The organism is Atlantibacter sp. MEI4A-1023, assembly GCF_056155425.1.
Map to the genome: position 1 here is coordinate 1,458,367 of NZ_CM149568.1, position 21,769 is coordinate 1,480,135.

Here is a 21,769-nt window from a genome sequence, read left to right on the forward strand (position 1 = left end):
ATTCGGTAAGAAAAAATTCCGCTCTAAGGCCATGTAATGAACCAACATTCGCTGTTGCTAAATCTTTCCCTGCTCAATACCAACCCGGCATTCCGGGCGGTGTTTCTGGCGCGCTTTATTTCCATTGTTTCTCTGGGGCTACTGGGCGTGGCCGTGCCGGTGCAGATCCAAACCATGACTGGTTCGCCGTGGCTGGTGGGGCTGGCGGTCACCCTGACCGGCGGGGCGATGTTTATCGGGCTGATTTCCGGCGGCGTGCTGGCAGACCGCCATGAGCGCAAGCGGCTGATCCTGATTGCCCGTTCTACCTGCGGCCTGGGGTTTATCGGGCTGTTTATTAACGCCCTGCTGCCGGAACCCTCTTTGGTGGCGATTTATCTGCTGGGATTGTGGGACGGCTTTTTCGGTGCGATTGGCGTCACGGCGCTGCTGGCCGCCACGCCGGGCCTGGTGGGGCGCGAGAACGTGATGCAGGCGGGCGCGATCACCATGCTGACGGTGCGTCTTGGTTCGGTGATCGCCCCGATGCTCGGCGGGCTGCTGCTGGCGAGCGGTGGCGTGGCGTGGAACTTTGGTCTGGCGGCAATGGGGACGTTTATCACGCTGATCCCGCTGTTCAGCCTGCCGCGTATGCCCGCCCCGCAGATGCAGCGCGAACACCCGCTGCGCGCGCTGATGCAGGCGTTTCGGTTTCTGCTGAGTAACCCACTGATCGGCGGCGTGGCGCTGGTGGGCGCGTTATTGACGATGGCCAGCGCGGTGCGGGTGCTGTATCCGGCGCTGGCGAACCACTGGCAGATGTCCGCCAGCCAGATTGGATTTTTATATGCCGCCGTACCGCTCGGCGCGGCGCTGGGCGCGCTGACCAGCGGACGTATCGCACATACTGCGATGCCCGGCAGAGTGATGCTCGCGACGACTGTCGCGGCCTTCCTGGCGGTGGGCGCATTCGGCATGATGCCGTTCTGGGGGCTGGCGGTGGTGTGCCTGGCGCTGTTCGGCTATCTCAGCGCGATTAGCTCGCTGTTGCAGTACACCCTGATCCAAACTCAGACGCCGGACGACATGCTGGGACGGATCAACGGCCTGTGGACGGCGCAGAACGTGACCGGGGATGCCATCGGCGCGGCGCTGCTGGGGGCAATTGGCACGCTGTTGACGCCTGCCGCATCGGCGAGCGTCAGCGGTCTGGGGCTGGCGGTGATGGGAGTACTGCTGGCGTTGCTGCTCAACGAACTGCGCCGCTTCCGTCAACCCGCACCGGAAGCGGCGCACTCATCATGATTTAAACAGCTGCGTCAGCCGGGTCAGTAGCTGGCTGGCGCTGTAGTAATCGAGACGAAAAGTTTCGGTGCCCAGCGGGTAAACGCGATGCTCCTGTACCGCTGGTAGATGTTTTAACAGCGGATTATCCGCCAGCGCTTTGGCGTCCCGCTCATCCCCGGCGAACAAAAACAGCGTCTCGCCATTCAAACCCGCCGCCAGATTTTCACCGCCGAGCTGAACAATGTCATGGCGTTTACCCTGCGATTGGCTGGTTTGCAGATTAGCGGGCAGGGCGGCTTGGGTAAAACCGAGCTGTTGCAACAATTTTCCCTGCGCCGATTCCGGCGTCCAGAGATTCGCGCCGTGTGCCGCCGGGTTATACACCAGCGCGCTTACCGGCTGCGGCGGCAGGGCGATCTGCGCTTTCACCTCGGCTAACTGCTTATCGAAACTGGCGATGCGCTCGGAGGCCTGTTTTTCATGCCCGGTGATTTCGCCGAGCTGAGTTAATAGCTGCTGCCAGCTTTTATCGTCGTAGTTGATGATTAACGTGGGGGCGATGGCGGAGAGCTGATCGTAAAGCGGTAGCGCCGAATCGCCGCCGGTGGCGCTGATCAAAATCAGGTCCGGCATCTGGGCCGCCACGGCTTCGGCATTGGCTTCGCCGATATACAGCCGCTGCACGTTACGCTGCTTCGCTACTTCACCCCACTGTTTCAGGAAACCCTGCGCATCCGCCACCCGGTTGCCCGGCGAGGTCGCACCGCTGGCGACCACTGGCGCATCAATCGCCAGCAGTGAACCGGTCAGCGTGACGCTGGTGGAAACAATGCGCTGCGGCATCTGGTCCAGAGTATGGGTTCCCCGGCTGTCCTGGATTTGGCGCGGCCAGTCGGCGGCCTGGGTGAGCGAGGAAAATCCGAAAGCGAGCAGGGAGAGCAGCAGCCCAAAGGTGAAGCGTGATTTCACGGCGTAGAGTCCCACGGTAAGGGTTAGTAATGCTTCTCATTTTCAACATTGACCGCCCCGGTTGCAAGAACTGTTCACAACTATTGCCGGTTGCTTTGTGCCCGAAATCGCTCGCACTGCATTGACAATCGGGCGCTTTGCCCTTAGGTTACGCCACCAAATGCAAATGATAATAATTATTAAACACCTTATCATTTTATGGAGGAGCGTATGGAGGCGTCTTTGGCAGAGGAATCCCAACAGCACGCTGTCACCCTTTCATCTGACAGCTTTTTCTTTATGTCGCCGCATCGCAATCTGGTGACATCCGGCTGTCTGACCCGGCTGACCACCCCCGCCGCAGACGGCGAAGATCTTAACGGCGAGTTCCAGCAGCAACTTCGTGCGACTTTCGCCGCTGCTCGTGAGAGAGGCTGTTTGCAGCCGATTGTTGTCGGCGCAATCCCGTTCGATACCCGTAAACCCTCGGCGCTGTTTGTACCGCGCGACTATCAGGCGTTTTCCCACCGCGCGATGCTCGCCAGCGCGCGCACCGCCGCGCCGCCGCAGCTACGGCTGATGGCGCAGCAGGCAATCCCGGAGAAACCGCAGTTCCTGGCGATGGTAGAACGCGCCGCCGCGCTGACCGCCACGCCGGACGTCAGCAAAGTGGTGCTGTCGCGCCTGATTGATATCACCACCAACGACGCGCTGGATCGCAATCAACTGTTGAACCGGCTGGTGGCGCTCAATCCCGCCAGCTATAACTTCCACGTTCCGTTGGCTGACGGTAGCGCGCTGATCGGTGCCAGCCCGGAACTGCTGCTGCGTAAACAGCAAAACCACTTTTGCTCGCTGCCGCTGGCGGGTTCGGCGCGCCGTCACCCCAATGGGACAGAAGATAAACTGGTGGGCGATCGCCTGCTGAATTCCACCAAAGATCGCCACGAACACCAGTTGGTTACCCAGGCGATGCGCCAGATCCTCACTGGCCGCAGCCAGCGCCTGCGGGTGCCGGAAACCCCTGAGCTCATTACCACCCCGACGCTGTGGCATCTGGCTACCGCCATCACCGGCGAAACCTTCTCAGAGCAGGAAAACGCACTGTCGCTGGCCTGTCTGCTGCACCCGACGCCTGCGTTGAGCGGCTTTCCGCATACCGTCGCCCGGCAACTGATCGCTGAACTCGAGCCGTTCGACCGCGAGCTGTTTGGCGGGATCGTCGGCTGGTGCGATGACCAGGGTAACGGCGAGTGGGCGGTGGCGATCCGCTGCGCGCAGTTAAACGACAAGCAGATCCGCTGTTTCGCCGGTGCGGGGATTGTACCGGCGTCGGTGGCGGAATCGGAATGGCATGAAACGGGCGTCAAGCTCTCCACCATGCTCAACGTATTTGGCCTGAACGACAGGGGCGCGTCATGATTATTCCTTACACCCGTTGGCCGGATGATTTTGCCGCCCGCTACCGCGCAAAGGGCTACTGGCTCGATTTGCCGCTGAGCGAGATATTGCAGCGCCACGCTGGCAACGATGCGGTGGCGCTGATTGATGGCGAGCGCGTCTTCACTTACCGCGAGCTGGACCAGGCGTCTGACCGCCTGGCGGCGGCGCTGTCGCGGCGCGGTTTACGCCGTGGCGAAACCGCGCTGGTGCAGTTGGGCAACGTGGCTGAATTTTACATCGCCTTTTTTGCCCTGCTTAAAATCGGCGTCGCGCCGGTTAATGCGCTGTTCAGCCATCAGCGCACCGAGCTGGAAGCCTATGCGCAGCAGATTAAACCGGTGCTGCTGATTGCCGATCGCGCCCACGGGTTATTCGCCGGCGATGATTATCTGGCGCAGTTACGCGAGGTTTCTCCGTCAATCCGCCATGTTTTACTCAACCGCGATGAAGGCGCATTAAGCCTGGCGCGGTTACTCGACGAACCGGCTGACACCTTTATCGCCACCCCGACACCGGCGGATGAAGTGGCCTTTTTCCAGCTCTCCGGCGGCAGTACCGGCACGCCGAAGCTGATCCCGCGCACCCATAACGATTACTACTACAGCATCCGCCGCAGCAACGAAATCTGCCGCTTCGATGCCACTACCCGCTATCTGTGCGCCTTGCCTGCGGCTCATAACTACCCGATGAGTTCGCCGGGCGCGCTGGGAGTTTATCTGGCGGGCGGCACCGTGGTGCTGGCTAACGATCCCAGCGCCAGCCACTGCTTCCCGCTGATCGCCCGGCATCACATCAACATCACCGCGCTGGTGCCCCCGGCGGTCAGCCTGTGGTTGCAGGCGCTGATGGATGGCGAAGATCGCGCACAGCTGGCTTCGCTCAAGTTATTGCAGGTCGGCGGCGCGCGGCTGTCGAATTCGCTGGCGGCACGCATTCCCGCCGAGATTGGCTGCCAGTTGCAGCAGGTCTTTGGCATGGCGGAAGGGTTGGTGAACTACACTCGCCTTGATGACAGCGAGCAGCGCATCTTTAACACCCAGGGCTGCCCGATGTGCCCGGACGACGAAGTCTGGGTAGCCGATGAAAACGGCGACCCGCTGCCCGCCGGGCAGGTTGGGCGGTTGATGACGCGTGGCCCGTACACCTTCCGTGGCTACTACCAGAGCCCGGAGCACAACGCCCAGGCCTTCGATGACAACGGTTTTTACTGCTCCGGCGATCTGATTTCTGTCGACGAGGACGGCTATATCACCGTGCAGGGCCGCGAGAAAGATCAGATTAACCGGGGCGGTGAGAAGATCGCCGCCGAAGAGATCGAAAACCTGCTGTTGCGCCATGAGGCGATTATCCAGGCGGCGCTGGTGTCGATGGAAGACAGCCTGATGGGCGAAAAGAGCTGCGCGTTTCTGGTGACGCGCCGGGCGGTAAAAGCGGTGGAGATCCGTCGCTACCTGCGCGAGCTCGGCGTCGCCGATTTCAAACTGCCGGACCGGGTGGAGAGCGTGGCTGAACTGCCGCTCACGCCGGTGGGCAAAGTCGATAAAAAACAGTTGCGTCAACGGCTGGCTGACCGCCAGTCGGCATCATGAAGGAGAATACCGTGGCGATCCCAAAACTTAACGCGTACAGCCTGCCGGGCGCGGCAGATATCCCAGAGAATAAAGTGCAGTGGGCCTTTGAACCGGCGCGCGCCGCGCTGTTAATCCACGATATGCAGGATTATTTCGTCAATTTCTGGGGCGAGAACTGCCCGATGATGGCGCAGGTGATCGCTAACATCGCCGCGCTGCGCCGTTACTGCAAACAGCAGGGCATTCCGGTCTATTACACCGCGCAGCCGGACAACCAGAGCCCGGAAGATCGCGCACTGCTCAACGATATGTGGGGACCGGGGCTGAATCATTACCCGGAACAGCAGCGCGTGGTGGCGGAGCTGGCCCCCGACAGCGACGATACGGTGCTGGTGAAGTGGCGCTACAGCGCGTTTCACCGCTCGCCGCTGGAGCAGGCGCTGAAAGAGTCTGGCCGCGATCAGTTGCTGATTTGCGGCGTATACGCCCACATCGGCTGTATGACCACCGCCACCGACGCGTTTATGCGTGATATCCAGCCGTTTATGGTGGCCGACGCGCTGGCGGATTTCAGCCGTGAAGAGCATCTGATGGCGCTGAAATACGTGGCGGGCCGCGCCGGACGCGTGGTGATGACTGCCGATTTGCTGCCGACGCCGCAAAGCAAAGCGCAACTGCGCGCGCTGGTGCTGCCGCTGCTGGATGAATCCGACGAGCCGGACGATGACGAAAACCTGATCGACTACGGTCTGGATTCGGTGCGCATGATGGCGCTGGCCTCGCGCTGGCGGCAGGTTTACCCGGATATTGATTTCGTGATGCTGGCGAAGAAACCCACTCTCGACGCGTGGTGGGCGCTGCTGTCCAGGGACGCGTGCTGATGGTCGGGATGTTTGACGGCAAAACGGTTTGGGTGACCGGTGCCGGGAAGGGCATCGGTTATGCCGCAGCGCGGGCATTTCATCAACAGGGTGCGACGGTCATCGGCTTTGATCTGGCGTTTAACGGCGATTACCCGTTCGCGACTGAGCAACTGGATATCGCCGACGCCGGGCAGGTGGCTGAGGTTTGTGAGCGGTTACTGGCATCACAACCGCGCCTTGATGTGCTGGTCAACGCGGCGGGGATTTTGCGTATGGGGCCGACCGATGCGCTGTCGCAGGCCGACTGGCAGCAGACTTTTGCGGTCAACGTGGGCGGCGCATTTAATCTGTATCAGCAGCTCATGCCAGTATTCCGTAAGCAAAACAGGGGGGCGATTGTCACCGTGGCGTCTGACGCGGCGCATACCCCGCGCATTGGCATGTCGGCATACGGCGCGTCCAAGGCCGCGCTGAAGAGCCTGACGCTCACCGTCGGGCTGGAGCTGGCGTCGTTCGGCGTGCGGGTTAACCTGGTGTCGCCAGGCTCTACCGATACCGATATGCAGCGCACCCTGTGGACCACAGACGATGCCGAACAGCGGCGTATCGCCGGGTTTGCCGAACAGTTTAAGCTCGGCATTCCGCTGGGCAAAATTGCCAGGCCGCAAGAAATCGCCAGCACCATTTTGTTTCTTGCGTCCGATCAGGCCAGCCACATCACGCTCCAGGATATTGTGATCGATGGCGGGTCGACGCTGGGAGCCTGAATGATCTGGAAACGTGAAATTACACTTGATGAACTGAACGCGATGGGCAAGGGCACGCTGGTGGCCCACCTGGGCATCGTGTTTACCGAAATTGGCATGGACACGCTGGTGGCGGAAATGCCGGTGGATAGCCGCACGCTTCAGCCGTTTGGCCTGCTGCACGGCGGCGCGTCGGCGGCGCTGGCGGAAACCCTCGGTTCGATGGCCGCTTTCCTGACCACCAAAGAGGGCCAGAGCGTGGTGGGCACCGAGTTGAGCGCCACCCATCATCGGCCTGTTTTTGAGGGCAAAGTGCGCGGCGTCTGCCGGGCCATCCATCCAGGCCGACAAAGCCAGTGCTGGGAGATTGTGATTTACGATACCGACGGGCGGCGCTGCTGTACCAGCCGCTTAAGCACTATGGTAATGGGCTGACGATTGACAAAGCGCAGGGAAGCGCTTTTAGCCATCTAAGCGTCTTGATTGCCAAAGGGAAACGTCATGCTATAGTGGAGTGATATTTTTCCCGCAGAGCACGGTATGATGAGCAATAATCCCTTGATTCCTCAGAGCAAACTTCCTTCACTCGGCACCACGATCTTCACCCAGATGAGCGCGCTGGCGCAGCAGCACCAGGCGATTAATCTCTCCCAGGGTTTTCCGGATTTCGACGGGCCGCGATTTTTGCAGGAACGGCTGGCGTTTCACGTCGCTGCCGGAGCGAACCAGTATGCCCCTATGACCGGGGCGCAGCCGCTGCGCGAAGCCATTGCCGATAAAACCGCCGCGCTTTACGGTCATCGCCCTGACGCCAACAGCGAGATTACCGTTACGGCGGGCGCGACCGAAGCGCTGTACGCTGCCATTACCGCGCTGGTGCGCCCTGGCGATGAAGTGATCTGCTTTGACCCAAGCTATGACAGCTACGCCCCTGCCGTGACCTTAAGCGGCGGCGAGCTAACGCGGCTGGCGCTCCAGCCGCCGCATTTTAACGTCGACTGGCAGCAGTTTGCCGGCGCGCTGTCGCCGCGTACCCGGCTGGTGATCCTGAATACGCCGCACAACCCGACCGCCACGGTCTGGCAGAAAAGCGATTTTGACGCGCTGTGGCAGGCGATTGCCGATCGGGAAATTTATGTGATTAGCGATGAAGTCTACGAGCATATTTGTTTTGCCGCTGAGGGCCACGCCAGCGTGTTGGCTCATCCGCAGCTACGCGAGCGGGCGGTGGCGGTATCATCGTTCGGCAAAACCTATCATATGACTGGCTGGAAAGTGGGGTACTGCGTCGCGCCTGCCGCCATCAGCGCAGAACTGCGCAAAGTGCACCAGTATTTAACCTTCTCGGTGAATACCCCGGCGCAGCTGGCGTTAGCGGATATGCTGCGGGAACAACCCGCGCATTATCAGGATTTGCCGGCATTTTACCGCGCCAAACGCGATCGGTTTATGGATGCGCTTTCAGGTAGCCGCTTTACGCTGCTGCCCAATGACGGCACCTATTTTTTACTGGCGGATTACCACGCGATCAGCGACAGGGATGACGTGACTTTTTGCCAGTGGCTGACCAAAGAAGTGGGCGTCGCTGCAATCCCGCTGTCGGTGTTTTGCGCCGCGCCGTTCCCTCATAAACTTATCCGGCTGTGCTTTGCGAAACAGGACGCCACCCTGGACGCGGCGGCGGCGCGGTTAGCGGCGTTATAATGACGCCTTAAATCAGCGTGGTGAGCCGCTGGTTGATATTTTCCAGTAGCAGTTTGAATGCGCTGCTTTGCAGCGCAAAACGGTTGTACATCAAATAAAATTCCAGCGTCGGTAACGCCATCTGGGTATCGACGCGCTTGAGGTTGAACACCTCGTTAAACCGCGCATAGCCCCGCTCGCCGATAATACCCAGCAACTCGCTTTGCCCCACCGCAGACATCACAGTAATCGGCGAGTCGCTCTGGAACACCACTTCACGTTCGGGAAAAACTTCTGACGATTTGACCTGATATTGACGCAGGCCTTCTTCAATCCCCGTCACCCTGGCGAATTTCTCTTTCTGCAATTCATCCAGCTTTGCACTGTCGCCGATGCGCGGATGATCTTTACTGCACACCAGCACGGGTTTGACATTCATAAACGGCGTGCAGATGACAGAATGATTTATCACCGGCGTATTGCCAATAATTAAATCCGCTTTGCGATAGGTCAGCAAATCCTCCGCTGAATTGGGGGCGACGGCCATATCGTAGTGAATCAGTTCATACCCTAACTGGCGGCAAAATTTTTCCGCCAGCGGCGATAAAAATTCAAAACCCATAAAAGTTGAGCAATAAATAATAAAATTTTTACGCTGGGGCGCGCCCTGCACTACGCGGATCGTCTGCTCAAGCTGTTGCAGATTATCCTCAAGATAGACATGCAGATTATCGGCGACGGTGGTGGGGGTAATGCCTTTTCCTTCGCGCAGAAACAGTGGATCATTCAGCTGGTTGCGCAGACGCTGAATCGACTGGCTAATGGCGGATGGCGTCAGGAACAGCGCTTCAGCCGCCTTACTAACGCTGCGATGCAAATAAACGCATTCGAAAATAACCAGCAGATTAAGATCGAATTTTTTCAGATCCTGGAGATTTGCCATCATTAGCCCCGTCACCCGAATAGGTCATGATTATGATATTAAATCAAATAATAGACGGGGCAAATAAAATAGCAGCCATTTTAGGGCTGCTATGACAATTATTTAAAGATGCTTTTATTTTTTCTTACTCTCTGCGCCCATCATCACCGCCAATTTTTCGGCGTCGGGTAAACCGACCACTTGCTGCAATTCATTAGCGTCGTTCATGTAATAAATTGCCGGCGTGGCGTTTGCGCCCAGTTCATCCATTAATTTCTGATTTATATTTAATGCTTTTGCCTGTTCGGGATCGATGGCGGCAGGAATGTTCAGCGCCGTTTTTCCACCGGATTGCTCGAAGTCATGCCAGGTTTTCGCCGGATCCTTAGCGCCCATGATCGCCGCTGCGGTCGCCCGGCTTTCCGGTTTGATCACGCCGACCATCAAGGTACGGATTTGTACCTTGCCTGCGTCAACCCAGGGGCGCGCTTGCTGCCAGAACTGGTGGCAGTAAGGGCAAAACGGATCGGCAAAGACATAAATCGTGCGCGGCGCGTCGGCTTTGCCATCCTGGATCCAGTTGGTCTTTTCCATTTGCTTCCACAGCTCGCGGCCTGCGGGAGCATAAATTTCTTGGGCGATCAGTTTTTCGCTCAGGTTAGTACCCTGCTCATCGTACAGATAGCCTGAAATGGCGTGCTTGCCGTCCGGTGTCACGTAGATGGTCACGCCCATCTCCTGGAATTTGCCCAGATAGCCGGTCATCCCGTTAGGGCCGGGGAACGATTTAATGATCGTAATGCCTTGCTGCTCCAGCGCTTTCACCGGGGCAGGGAGGTCGCTGGCATGGAGAAAAAAGGGCGTGAGGGCCAGCAGAAGTAAGCGTTTAGTCATGTCTAATCCTGAAATTGTCGGATGTTCGATAAAACCTATCGCAACCATCGGAAAGAGGGGCGGTTCAGTGGATTGCCGTAAAGGTGTGGCAATGGTCTAATCAGGGCGCTGATACGACCTTTGTTAAGGTAAAGTAAAGCGCAACGCATTGCCAGTTTACTGGCGCTGGACCGCCTCCGGGCGCTTCAGGTAAGGAGGCCACCCGATTGGGTGGCCTTTTTATATGGCGGGTTGTAAAGACGCGCTGCGCAAATGCTCAGCACAAAAAGGTCTAAGCCGGATTGTTAGATATTGCTTATTGATTTGATAACGCCAACCCATTAGCCCTTAACGTTCAGATTCGTTAACTTACACCTCAACGAAAACACGGAGGAAGTACAGATGTCCTTAATTAATACCAAGATTAAACCTTTTAAAAACCAGGCGTTCAAAAACGGTGAATTCGTAGAAGTTACCGAGAAAGATACCGAAGGCCGCTGGAGTGTGTTCTTCTTCTATCCGGCTGACTTCACCTTCGTTTGCCCGACTGAACTGGGCGACGTGGCTGACCATTACGAAGAGTTCCAGAAGCTGGGTGTAGATATCTACTCTGTTTCTACCGACACCCACTTCACTCACAAAGCATGGCACAGCAGCTCCGACACCATCGCTAAAATCAAATACGCGATGATCGGCGACCCGACTGGCGCCCTGACCCGTAACTTCGACAATATGCGTGAAGACCAGGGTCTGGCTGACCGCGGTACGTTCATCGTTGACCCGCAGGGCATCATCCAGGCGGTTGAAGTTACCGCTGAAGGCATCGGCCGCGACGCATCTGACCTGCTGCGTAAAGTGAAAGCAGCACAGTACGTGGCTTCTCACCCAGGTGAAGTTTGCCCGGCTAAATGGAAAGAAGGCGATGCGACTTTAGCGCCGTCTTTAGACCTGGTTGGTAAAATCTAAATTCTCGTCGTCTTTCGCATCATAGCGGCGTTGGCTTCGCTTCTGCGCCCCGGTCGCTTACTGGTGTAAGCTCCCGGGGACTTAGAAGCTCGCCGCCTTGCTCTGAAGCGAAATACTTAGAGAATTACGCCTTCCCCGGGGGCAGCTTTTTTGACGCCCCCATTTTCCCAACACCATGATTCAAGTTGCATTCAGGCAGCCCGACTAAGGCAGCTTGCATGATGATGTTTTAAGCCCAGGAGATTTACTCATGCTCGACACCAATATGAAAACGCAGCTTAAGGCTTACCTTGAGCGACTGACAAAGCCTGTTGAGTTGGTTGCCACGCTGGATGACAGCGCGAAATCGGCAGAAATCAAGGAACTGCTGGCTGAAATTGAACAACTGTCAGACAAAGTCTCTTACCGTGAAGACAATGCGCTGCCGGTACGTAAACCTTCGTTCCTGATCACCAACCCCGGTTCCAGCCAGGGACCGCGCTTTGCGGGTTCGCCGCTGGGCCACGAGTTCACCTCGCTGGTGCTGGCGCTGCTGTGGACCGGTGGTCATCCGGCGAAAGAAGCGCAGGAGCTGCTGGAGCAGATCCGCGATCTGGACGGCGATTTTGAATTCGAAACGTATTATTCGCTGTCCTGCCACAACTGCCCGGACGTGGTGCAGGCGCTGAACCTGATGGCCGTGCTGAACCCACGTATTAAACATACCGCAGTTGACGGCGGCGCGTTCCAGAATGAAATCACCGAGCGCGGCGTGATGGGCGTTCCGGCGGTGTTCGTAAACGGTAAAGAGTTTGGTCAGGGGCGTATGACACTGGCGGAAATCGTCGCCAAAGTCGACAGCGGCGCGGAAAAACGCGCGGCAGATGCGCTGAACAAACGTGACGCTTACGATGTGCTGATCGTCGGCTCCGGCCCGGCGGGCGCGGCGGCGGCGGTTTACTCTGCCCGTAAAGGCATTCGCACCGGTCTGATGGGCGAACGCTTCGGCGGCCAGGTGCTGGATACTGTCGACATCGAAAACTACATCTCGGTACCGAAAACCGAAGGCCAGAAGCTGGCTGGCGCGCTGAAAGCGCACGTGAGCGATTACGATGTGGATGTGATTGATACCCAGAGCGCCACCAAACTGGTTCCGGCGGCGGTGGAAGGCGGCCTGCACCAGATTGAAACCGCCTCTGGCGCGGTATTAAAAGCGCGCAGCATCATCATTGCCACCGGCGCGAAATGGCGCAACATGAACGTCCCGGGTGAAGATCAGTATCGCACCAAAGGCGTGACCTATTGCCCGCACTGCGACGGCCCGCTGTTTAAAGGCAAGCGCGTAGCGGTGATCGGCGGCGGTAACTCTGGCGTGGAAGCGGCTATTGATCTGGCGGGTATCGTTGAACACGTGACGCTGCTGGAATTTGCCCCGGAAATGAAGGCCGACCAGGTTCTGCAAGATAAAGTGCGCAGCCTGAAAAACGTCGACATCATTCTCAACGCCCAGACTACCGAAGTGAAGGGCGACGGGACCAAACTGACTGGCCTGGAATACCGCGATCGCGTTAGCGGCGATGTGCATCACATCGAACTGGCCGGGATTTTTGTGCAGATTGGTTTGCTGCCGAACACCAACTGGCTGGAAGGCGCGATTGAGCGCAACCGCATGGGCGAGATCATGATCGACGCCAAATGCGAAACCAGCGTCAAAGGCGTGTTCGCGGCGGGCGACTGCACCACTGTGCCGTACAAACAAATTATCATCGCAACCGGTGAAGGGGCGAAAGCGTCGTTAAGCGCGTTCGATTACCTGATTCGCACCAAAACCGCGTAAAAAAAGAAAGTAAGACACCTGCAAAAATCAAAGCCACCGAAAGGTGGCTTTTTTGTCTGCGGATTTAGCGGATCACAAATACCGGGATATGGGCATGGCGGATCACGCTGGAGGCGTTGGAGCCTAACAAATGCGTGGTGATGGACGGATTGCGCGACCCAATCACCACCACGTCGGCATCAAGTTCATTCGCCAGCGTATTGACGCAGTCACGCACGCTGCCGAATCGGACATGGGTTTTAATCCGCTCGGGCGAAATATTGAAATGGTCGGTCATCGAGGCCAGTCGCGTTTGCGCTTCCTGAAGCAGATGCTCCTCAAACCGGCGCACGTCCAGGGCGAAACGGTGCATGCTCAGGTTGCCTGAACTGGGCAATACATGCATCAGGTGAATGATTCCTTTCTCCTGGGCCAGGAATTCGGCGTGACGTACCGCTTTGTCGCTCAGCTCCATTTCAAATACGTCAACCGGCATAATAATCGTGTTGTACATACTCACTCCTCCTTGGGTTCTGAAGTCAACGCCATCTTAAACCCATAAACCAAATAAATAATTGCGCTGGGTTGGTAAAACGCGATTTTGGCCTTGATTGTATGGGCGAAGCGGGAGAATGAGCGCGTAAAATTCCAGGATTGCTCTTAAAGTTTCCAGAAAATCGCTGCCTGGCAAAGGGGCGGCCTGAAGGTTGCTAACCTTGGTAAAGAGTCATTTTTCCTGACACCTTCCCCTTTTCCCCTTTGGAGGTCAGCATGAGAGCTTTGACGTACCATGGCGCGCACTCTGTTCGCGTTGAAAATGTTCCCGATCCTGCCATTGAACAATCTGACGACATTATCCTACGCGTAACGGCCACCGCGATTTGCGGCTCAGACCTGCACCTCTATCGCGGTAAAATCCCCCAGGTGAAACATGGCGATATCTTCGGCCATGAATTTATGGGGGAAGTGGTGGAGATTGGCGGCGGGGTGAAAGATATCCAGCGCGGCGACCGGGTGGTGATCCCGTTTGTGATTGCCTGCGGTGACTGCTTCTTCTGTAAACAACACCAATACTCCGCCTGTGAAACCACCAACGCCGGTCCCGGCGCATCGTTAAATAAAAAACAGATCCCGCCGCCAGCGGCGCTGTTTGGCTACAGCCACCTGTATGGCGGCATTCCCGGCGGGCAAGCCGAATATGTGCGCGTGCCGAAAGGCAACGTCGGGCCGTTTAAAGTGCCGCCAGTGCTCTCTGACGACAAAGCGCTGTTCCTGTCGGACATTCTGCCCACTGCCTGGCAGGCCGTGAAAAACGCCGAAGTGACTAAAGGCTCCAGCGTGGCAATTTACGGTGCCGGACCGGTTGGTTTACTCACTGCCGCCTGCGCGCGCTATCTCGGCGCAGAGCAGATCTTTATTGTGGATCATCATCCCTATCGGCTGGAATTTGCGAAGCAGCGTTACGGCGCGATCCCGATTAACTTCGATAAGGATGACGATCCGGCGGCGCTGATTATCGAGCAGACTGCCGGGAATCGTGGCGTGGACGCGGTAATCGATGCGATTGGTTTTGAAGCCAAAGGCAGCACCACCGAAACCGTGTTGACCACCCTGAAGCTGGAAGGCAGCAGCGGCAAAGCGCTGCGCCAGTGTATCGCGGCGGTGCGCCGTGGCGGGATTGTCAGCGTGCCGGGCGTTTATGCCGGATTCATTCACGCCTTTATGTTCGGCGATGCGTTTGATAAGGGGATTTCGTTCCGCATGGGGCAAACCCACGTTCACGCCTGGCTACCAGAGCTGTTGCCGCTGATTGAACAGGGGCTGCTGCGCCCGGAAGAGATTGTCACCCACTATTTGCCGCTGGAAGATGCCGCGCGCGGGTATGAAGTGTTCGAGAAGCGCCAGGAGGATTGCCGGAAAATTATCCTGGTACCTGGCGCGGAATCCCCGGAAACCGCGCGGGAGAAAGCCACCAGCGTGGGGATTGTCAATAACGCCGTCCTGCCAGAGTAAAACAAAAAGAGGGCGCATTGCGCCCTCTGTTTCAGGTATTAGCGAAGATACTCGCCCGCCGCTTCCGGCTGGTACAACAGTTCCAGCACCTCAAGGTGCGTCTCGTTGCCGTTAGGCAGTTTCCAGTGGATAGCGTTGCCCACACGTAAACCCAACAGCGCCGCGCCTACCGGGGCCATCACCGACAGTTCTTCCGTGCTGTCGCGCACCTGGTTGGGGTAAACCAGCGTACGGATGTACTCTTCGTTGGTCGCCAGATCGCGAAAACGCACCTTGCTGTTCATGGTCACCACATCGGCAGGCATCTCTTCCGGGCGACACATCTGGGCGCGATCCAACTCTTCATTCAACGCGTCGGCCACCGGCAAACTGGCGAAGGCCGGTTGCTCCAGCAGGCGGTCGATGCGTTCGGCATCAAGGTCATTAATAATAATGGCAGGTCTGGACATCGTTTACTCCATGTCATTGGCGCGCCATATCGCGCGGCACGAATTTTTCCAAAGAAAAACCCTCACCGTCAAAAGCGATGAGGGTTAACTAAGGGGATGATACTTATCCGGGCCGAACTAATGAAGTGATATATCTCACGAATTCGGCTTACAGGATCATACTTCCCACGGCAGCCAGCAGGAAGGCGATGGTGCCGAGCAGCGTTTCCATCACGGTCCAGGTTTTCAGGGTGGTTTTCTCGTCCATTTCCAGGAAGCGGCCCACCAGCCAGAAGCCGGAATCGTTCACGTGCGACAGTACCGTTGCGCCGCCCGCGATGGCGATAACGATAAAGCACAGGTCGAACTGGCTCAGGCCCGGCGTGGCCTGCACCATCGGCGCAATTAGCGCAGCGGTGGTGGTCAGCGCCACGGTCGCGGAACCCTGCGCCACGCGCAGCGCGGTAGAGATAACGAACGCCGCCACGATAATCGGCAAGCCGGTATCCGCCAGCACGCCCGCCAGCGCGTCGCCGATGCCGCTGGCGCGCAAAACGCCGCCGAACATGCCGCCTGCGCCTGTCACCAGGATGATGCCGCAGATCGGGCCCAGCGCGCCTTCACAGATTTTTTCCAGATGCTGGCGGGTGTGGTTCTTGCTGAATACCGCCAGTGCGAAGAATACGGTGATCAGCAGCGCCACCGGGGTTTTACCCAGCATACGCAGGAAGTTCACCACGGTATTGTCTGCACTGACCCAGCCCAGCACTTTGGCGGTGTTCAGGCCGGTATCAAGGAAAATCAGCACCAGCGGCAACAGCAGGATAGTCAGCACCATGCCGAATGAAGGCGGCTGGTGATTCGCATCGACTTCGACATCGCCCAGGAAAGACTTAGGCAGTTTGACGTCGAATTTTTTACCGGCATACAGGCCAAACAGATAGCCGCCAAAGTACCAGGTCGGAATCGCGATAATCAGACCCAGCAGCACCAGCAGACCGATGTTAGCGCCGAGCAACTCGCTCGCGGCAACCGGGCCCGGATGCGGCGGAACCAGGGCGTGCATCACCGCGAATGCGCCTGCCGCTGGCAGCGCATACTTCAGGGTCGAGCCGCCAAACTGCTTCGCCACGCTAAAGATAATCGGCAGCATGACCACCAGACCGGCATCGAAGAAAATCGGGAAGCCGAACAGCAGTGAAGCGATACCCAGCGCAAACGGCGCGCGATGGGAGCCAAATTTGTTAATCAGGGTATCCGCCAGCACTTTCGCGCCGCCGGAGACTTCCAGTAGACGCCCAATCATCGCGCCCAGGCCGACCAGCAGGGCGACGCCCGCCAGGGTGCTGCCGAAGCCGCTCAGAATGGTAGGAACAATTTTGTCGAACGGGACTTTAGTGACCAGCGCGACCACAATGCTCACCACCGTCAGGGCCAAAAAGGCGTGCACGCGAAAGCGCATGATCAACACCAGCAGCAGCGCAACGGCCCCTGCGGCGATACCAAGCAGCGTTCCCGCGCCGTATGCGTATGTCATTTCTGTCATCATCAATTTCCTCTGCATTCAATTCAGGGAGAAGGCAGGATGAGCGCCGTGTTCCTCACTGATACCGGTAACATGATACTGGTAACATCGGTATGGATGTAAATAACTTTGACGTGTTTATTAACATTTTGAGAGCGACATCAAACATCTGTAATAAATGCAATTCATCGTTTTTATTCTCAAAGCAACCTGAAAGCGAGCCAACATATTGATTTTAGACCTCATCGGGAAACCTGCCGCAGCACCGCCGGCGAAAAGTGTTTTTAACGGTCTCGCTCTGGCAGCGGATAGCTATTCTTAAGGAGTTTGTCTGGCCAGTCATCACAACCCCTTGAGGAGTTCCCATGAGCGATATTGATAAAATCACGCTAAGCGACGGCAGTTATCTTTACTTCAAAGACTGGGGATCGGGACAGCCGATCGTGTTCAGCCACGGCTGGCCCCTCACGGGGGATGCGTTTGAGGACCAGATGCTGTTTTTAGGGCAGCAGGGGTATCGCGTGATTGCCCATGACCGGCGCGGGCATGGCCGTTCATCCCAACCCTGGGACGGGCACAATATGGATCGCTATGCCGATGATTTAGCGGAGCTGACGGCGCATCTTGATTTACAGGACGCGATCCACGTCGGCCATTCCACCGGCGGCGGCGAAGTGGCGCGCTATATTGGCCGTCACGGCACGTCACGGGTGGCAAAAGCGGTTTTAATCAGCGCAGTGACGCCAATTATGATCAATACCGATTTTAATCCGAATGGCGTACCGAAATCGGTGTTCGACGGCATTCGCGACGGCGTGGTAAACGATCGCGCGGCGTTTTTTAAAGAGCTTACCCTGGCGTTTTACGGTTATAACCGTGACGGCGCACAGGCGTCCGAAGGGGTGCGCAACAGCTTTGTAAGCCAGGGCATGCAGGGGTCGATTAAAGCGCTATACGACTGTATTGAAGCGTTTTCAGAAACCGATTTGCGGGAAGACTTGCGCAAAATGACGGTGCCGACGTTGGTGATCCACGGCGATGACGATCAGATTGTGCCCTTCGAAACCTGCGGCAAAGTGGCGGCAGAGATACTGCCTGACGCCACGCTCAAGGTTTACGAAGGGGGATCGCACGGGATCTGCACCACCCATAAGCAGCAAATTAACCAGGATTTACTGGAATTTATTCGCCGCTAACGGCAACCCTGTCCTTAATACCCAACGTCGTCCAGACGGAATTGCTTACCGCAGTTGCCGGGATGAGGTTGGGCGCTAAAGGAGGCGGGGCTTAGCGGCGCGTTGATGGCGGCGGCATTCAGCGAGATCTGCATTTCGGTAAGATAAGCCGGGTTGCCGCTGCATATCAGCTTAAAGGCCCGGACGTTCTGTTTGCCAAATGATTTAGCTACTGCGTTATCAAAGGCTTTGCGCGAAACGGTTTCCCCGTAGTGGGCGGCGATAAACGCGCCCAGCGGGCTCTGTTTCACTTCGCTGTTCATACGCACCATGGTGGTGAAATAGGCATCGGGATCGAAGCCGAAACAGACGCCGTGTTTGGCGAATTCATAACGTTCCAGGCAGGATGTGCCGCCTGCGGCGGGCATCACGCTGCTGAGTTTGGCGGCGGCTTCCAGCGACATGCCGGTTTCGGCGGCGGCGCATTTCTGGCCGACCCGGGCTTCCGGCATATTCGGCACCGGACGGGTAGCGCAGCCGAAGCGCATCCAGCGTTTTTCATCGACGCCGCGCGCGGAAATGGATTTCGGCAGGCCCGGCCACAGCCCGTGCACGGTTAAAAAGGCGCGTTTATCGTCCTGCTCTTTTTGCAGGCGGCATTCATCGGTTTCATTAAGGTTACGGTCGTGCTGCTCCTGGCAAAAACCGGTCTGCCAGGAAAGCGCCAGCACGTAGCGATCAAAATCGCCGTAGCGTTGCGCCACCAGCGGCGTGGATTGCGCGGCGGCGAAAGGGGAGATCAGCACGCTGCAAACCAGAGCGGCGGCTGCGCTGTTCATTATTTTTAGCATTAATGTATTCTTTGATTTCATTTAGTCACGGTATTAAAGCATAAAAAAAGCGCCGAACCGGCGCTTTTTCTCTGTGACGAACCGGTAACGACGTTACGGCAAAAGCGCCGCCGACGGCACCAGAATTTCAGTGGCAATAATCACCACAATCAGGCCGACCAGCACCGGTACCGAGGTACGTTTCACCACTTCGAACGGGGAGATTTTCGCCATCCCCGCCACGGCGACTACCACGCCGGAAACCGGGGAGATGGTACGGCCCAGGTTGGACGCCTGCAACATCGGGATCGTCAGATACGCCGGGTTGATGCCTGAGCTGTGCGCCAGTTTCGGGATCATCTCGACGAACGCGTAGAACGGCGCATTACCGGAACCGGTGGTCATGGCGGCGAGCATGGTGAGGATCACCAGCACCAGCATCAGGATAATACTGGCCGAGCCAAACGAGGTGGCGATAGAAATCAGCCCCTGGATAAAGCCGATGGTGCTCAGGCCCTGGGCGAAGACCCCGGCGGCCACCAGCAGCATCACTACGTTGGCAAACGCATCCGCCATGCCGCGATACGCCACTTCCAGGCCGGAGTAAACTTTCTGGGTATTAAAGCCGCGTACAAATTCAATCACCGCCGCCAGGGCAATACACATCACCAGGAGAGTAATGATATGTAACTGTGGGCCCCACTTACCGTCGAAAATCAGCACGCCGACAATGGGGGTAAACGGCAGAATGGCGTAAAACGACGGCGCAGTCGTCTGGATTTCACTGACGTCGAGCATTTCATGGCTAACCTGCTCTTTGTTATCCAGATAGCGCTGCCAGAAGTAGTGGGCAATCGCCATAGCGATGATGGCGGCAATAGAAATCGGCAGGGTGGTTTTGAAAGCGAAGTCGATCAGCGGCATCTCTGCGGCCTGGGCTGCAAGCACCACGTCGCCGGAGGTCGGCGAAAGGATGATGGCCGCCGGAGAGGCGCAAATTGCCGCCGCCGCGCCGCGGCTAATGCCCACGTTGACCATCACCGGGAACAGCGTCGCCATCAGCAATACGCCGAGGCCCGTCGCGGATGACACCGCCAGCGACATCAGGCAGGCCACGAAATACGCGGCGATCATTAAAATATACGGCGAGTTGATGTATTGCAGCGGTTTGGATGCCAGCTTGACCACCATATCGTTAGCGCCGATATGGGTCATGTACGCCGCGAAGCCGCACAGCATCATGATCATCATGCCGAGATCGCCGCCACGGCTCATCAGCAGGATTTTGATGTATTCAAAAATATCGGTGGCAGTGTAGCCGGTGGATGTCGCGCTGGACGGCAGCACTTTATGGCCCATCAGCGCGCTGACGATCAGTAACGCCAGACCACCGACAAACAGCACGCCAGTGGCTGAATAGCCTTTAATGATATAGCGCGCGACGCCAATAATAACGACCAGTCCGATCAGGAGTTCTAAAAAGGTCAGCATAAAGTCCTCATATTTCGACAGTGAAAAGACGACTGGTCGAATAAACGAAATGGAAGGTGAGTGATTTCTGCGAGCAAACGATGCGGATTGTGCGGATAAGCCATAAATGTGTTCTGATAAATATCAAGAAACAAATAATTAGTAACTATTTATATGTAGCTGAGCGGTTAAAGTCTGTTTTTTATGCTGATTTTAAAAGGGATTGTGAGGGATTATGTGGGGAGTGTTTCTGGCATATTTACGGGCTGTTGTGATTTACTGCAAATAAAAACAGGGTGCTTGAAAATTAATAACAAATTAAAAACGATCATTAACCTTTAGTTCACAAATAACCCCGTCAAATGTAAAGCATTAAAAATCCGCTTTATTTCTCATTTTTTCACCGCTTATACTCGGCCCACTCCTGGCTCAATAAAGATAATCATGAACCGCCGCTCCCTGATGAAAACATTACGCCTATTACGCCAGCACCTCTGGATGCTGACGCTGGCGTTGGGTTTTCTGCTGGTGGCGGGCCAGACGGCGCAGGCCTCCCACGGTTGCCCGTTAGATCTTGAAGGGCAGGTGGTCAGCGTTCAGCATCAGGATCACCTGATGGGCCATGACGCTTCGCCGTCGCACTCTACCGCGTCTCCGCTGTGTGAAAAGCACTGCGTCCCGGACGTGATGCAAAAAGAGAGTCCGCAGATTAACCTGGTGGCGCTGCCGGTGATGGATACCCTGGCGGTGATTGAACCGCAGTGCGTTCAGTCCACCGATACCCACTGGTCTTTAACCCCTCCCGCAGCGGGGCCCCCGGCAACCATCCAGTTTTGCCGGTTCAGAGAATAACTCCCACATCGTCGACCGTTTTTTAAGCCGTTAATTTCTATCGACTTTGTTGGAGTAACTACAATGACTTTACTTTCACGACTGCTGCCGGTTGCAGCGCTGCTGTTCACCTTTTCCGCCTTTTCCGCCGGAAATGAAAACTCCCATCAACATCACGCCATGAACATGTCTGCCGAACAGCCGGTATGGCAAAGCGAAGGCGTGGTCAAAAAAATCACCGACCGCCAGATCACCATTGCTCACCAGGCGATCGGGGCGCTTAACTGGCCGCCGATGACCATGGCATTCGACCGTCCTGCCCAACAGGAAACGGCGGTGCAGCCGGGTGAGAGGGTAACGTTCTCCTTTACCCAGACCGACAGCGGCTACCAGCTCGTTCGCATCACGCCTGCGCACTAAC

The 21,769-nt window shown here is 57.0% G+C and carries 21 protein-coding genes; 13 read left to right on the plus strand and 8 right to left on the minus strand.

The features are described 5' to 3' along the window. Positions 1 to 36 precede the first annotated feature (36 nt). Positions 37 to 1,284 (plus strand): enterobactin transporter EntS, encoded by a 1,248-nt coding sequence (gene entS, locus ACVV26_RS07035; protein WP_474800713.1) that lies wholly within the window; start codon positions 37 to 39, stop codon positions 1,282 to 1,284. On the opposite strand, the gene fepB is transcribed toward entS, so the two are convergent. After that, positions 1,279 to 2,235: a Fe2+-enterobactin ABC transporter substrate-binding protein gene (gene fepB / locus ACVV26_RS07040; RefSeq protein WP_474800714.1), complete on the minus strand. Its 957-nt coding sequence runs from the start codon at positions 2,233 to 2,235 to the stop codon at positions 1,279 to 1,281. The two genes, entS and fepB, sit on opposite strands and share 6 nt — an antisense overlap. 210 nt (positions 2,236 to 2,445) lie before the next feature. On the opposite strand from fepB, the gene entC reads away from it, so the two are divergent. The 6 genes from entC (at position 2,446) to ACVV26_RS07070 (ending at position 8,541) form a co-directional block, all read left to right on the plus strand. Continuing rightward, positions 2,446 to 3,636 (plus strand): isochorismate synthase EntC, encoded by a 1,191-nt coding sequence (entC, locus tag ACVV26_RS07045; RefSeq protein ID WP_474800716.1) that lies wholly within the window; start codon positions 2,446 to 2,448, stop codon positions 3,634 to 3,636. Beyond that, positions 3,633 to 5,246, plus strand: coding sequence for a (2,3-dihydroxybenzoyl)adenylate synthase (locus tag ACVV26_RS07050; RefSeq protein ID WP_474800717.1), 1,614 nt, complete (start codon positions 3,633 to 3,635; stop codon positions 5,244 to 5,246). Before entC ends, ACVV26_RS07050 begins: the two co-directional genes overlap by 4 nt. Positions 5,247 to 5,257: 11 nt before the next feature. After that, a complete protein-coding gene (locus ACVV26_RS07055; protein ID WP_474800718.1) occupies positions 5,258 to 6,109 on the plus strand; it encodes an isochorismatase family protein in 852 nt (283 codons plus the stop codon). Continuing rightward, a complete protein-coding gene (gene entA / locus ACVV26_RS07060) occupies positions 6,109 to 6,858 on the plus strand; it encodes a 2,3-dihydro-2,3-dihydroxybenzoate dehydrogenase EntA (protein WP_474800719.1) in 750 nt (249 codons plus the stop codon). The genes ACVV26_RS07055 and entA overlap by 1 nt, the downstream gene beginning before the upstream one ends. Further along, a complete protein-coding gene (gene entH / locus ACVV26_RS07065) occupies positions 6,859 to 7,272 on the plus strand; it encodes a proofreading thioesterase EntH (protein WP_474800721.1) in 414 nt (137 codons plus the stop codon). It abuts the gene before it with no gap. Between the two features lie 108 nt (positions 7,273 to 7,380). After that, positions 7,381 to 8,541: a pyridoxal phosphate-dependent aminotransferase gene (locus ACVV26_RS07070; protein WP_474801772.1), complete on the plus strand. Its 1,161-nt coding sequence runs from the start codon at positions 7,381 to 7,383 to the stop codon at positions 8,539 to 8,541. A gap of 7 nt (positions 8,542 to 8,548) precedes the next feature. Here ACVV26_RS07070 and citR read toward each other — a convergent pair whose 3' ends face one another. After that, positions 8,549 to 9,466, minus strand: a complete 918-nt coding sequence (gene citR / locus ACVV26_RS07075; RefSeq protein ID WP_474800723.1) for a DNA-binding transcriptional repressor CitR — start codon at positions 9,464 to 9,466, stop codon at positions 8,549 to 8,551. 111 nt (positions 9,467 to 9,577) lie between these two features. After that, positions 9,578 to 10,336 (minus strand): thiol:disulfide interchange protein DsbG, encoded by a 759-nt coding sequence (dsbG, locus tag ACVV26_RS07080; RefSeq protein ID WP_474800724.1) that lies wholly within the window; start codon positions 10,334 to 10,336, stop codon positions 9,578 to 9,580. Positions 10,337 to 10,717: 381 nt separating this feature from the next. Here dsbG and ahpC point away from each other — a divergent pair, with 381 nt between their 5' ends. Further along, the gene (gene ahpC, locus ACVV26_RS07085; protein WP_125294595.1) at positions 10,718 to 11,281 is read left to right on the plus strand and encodes an alkyl hydroperoxide reductase subunit C; all 564 of its coding nucleotides are present in this window, start codon (positions 10,718 to 10,720) and stop codon (positions 11,279 to 11,281) included. 250 nt (positions 11,282 to 11,531) lie between these two features. Then, a complete protein-coding gene (ahpF, locus tag ACVV26_RS07090) occupies positions 11,532 to 13,097 on the plus strand; it encodes an alkyl hydroperoxide reductase subunit F (protein WP_474800726.1) in 1,566 nt (521 codons plus the stop codon). Positions 13,098 to 13,161: 64 nt separating this feature from the next. Here the strand turns inward: ahpF and uspG are convergent, their stop codons facing one another. Then, the gene (uspG, locus tag ACVV26_RS07095; protein WP_312985675.1) at positions 13,162 to 13,590 is read right to left on the minus strand and encodes a universal stress protein UspG; all 429 of its coding nucleotides are present in this window, start codon (positions 13,588 to 13,590) and stop codon (positions 13,162 to 13,164) included. A gap of 257 nt (positions 13,591 to 13,847) precedes the next feature. On the opposite strand from uspG, the gene ACVV26_RS07100 reads away from it, so the two are divergent. Continuing rightward, positions 13,848 to 15,089 (plus strand): zinc-dependent alcohol dehydrogenase, encoded by a 1,242-nt coding sequence (locus tag ACVV26_RS07100; protein ID WP_312985676.1) that lies wholly within the window; start codon positions 13,848 to 13,850, stop codon positions 15,087 to 15,089. A 38-nt stretch (positions 15,090 to 15,127) separates the two neighbouring features. On the opposite strand, the gene rnk is transcribed toward ACVV26_RS07100, so the two are convergent. Together rnk and ACVV26_RS07110 are read right to left on the minus strand one after the other, a co-directional pair. Further along, entirely contained in the window at positions 15,128 to 15,538 is a 411-nt protein-coding gene (gene rnk / locus ACVV26_RS07105) for a nucleoside diphosphate kinase regulator (protein ID WP_312985677.1), read from the minus strand. A gap of 148 nt (positions 15,539 to 15,686) precedes the next feature. Then, entirely contained in the window at positions 15,687 to 17,063 is a 1,377-nt protein-coding gene (locus ACVV26_RS07110) for a GntP family permease (RefSeq protein ID WP_312985678.1), read from the minus strand. Positions 17,064 to 17,407: 344 nt separating this feature from the next. Between ACVV26_RS07110 and ACVV26_RS07115 the strand changes: the two genes are divergently transcribed. Then, entirely contained in the window at positions 17,408 to 18,238 is an 831-nt protein-coding gene (locus ACVV26_RS07115) for an alpha/beta fold hydrolase (protein ID WP_474800728.1), read from the plus strand. A 14-nt stretch (positions 18,239 to 18,252) separates the two neighbouring features. On the opposite strand, the gene rna is transcribed toward ACVV26_RS07115, so the two are convergent. Both rna and dcuC read right to left on the minus strand, forming a co-directional pair. Beyond that, a complete protein-coding gene (rna, locus tag ACVV26_RS07120; protein WP_474801773.1) occupies positions 18,253 to 19,056 on the minus strand; it encodes a ribonuclease I in 804 nt (267 codons plus the stop codon). A gap of 105 nt (positions 19,057 to 19,161) precedes the next feature. After that, positions 19,162 to 20,538, minus strand: coding sequence for an anaerobic C4-dicarboxylate transporter DcuC (gene dcuC / locus ACVV26_RS07125; protein WP_312985680.1), 1,377 nt, complete (start codon positions 20,536 to 20,538; stop codon positions 19,162 to 19,164). 441 nt (positions 20,539 to 20,979) lie between these two features. Here dcuC and ACVV26_RS07130 point away from each other — a divergent pair, with 441 nt between their 5' ends. Both ACVV26_RS07130 and ACVV26_RS07135 read left to right on the plus strand, forming a co-directional pair. After that, entirely contained in the window at positions 20,980 to 21,369 is a 390-nt protein-coding gene (locus tag ACVV26_RS07130; RefSeq protein ID WP_474800729.1) for a hypothetical protein, read from the plus strand. Positions 21,370 to 21,432: 63 nt separating this feature from the next. Further along, the gene (locus ACVV26_RS07135) at positions 21,433 to 21,768 is read left to right on the plus strand and encodes a copper-binding protein (RefSeq protein WP_474800731.1); all 336 of its coding nucleotides are present in this window, start codon (positions 21,433 to 21,435) and stop codon (positions 21,766 to 21,768) included. Position 21,769 lies beyond the last annotated feature (1 nt).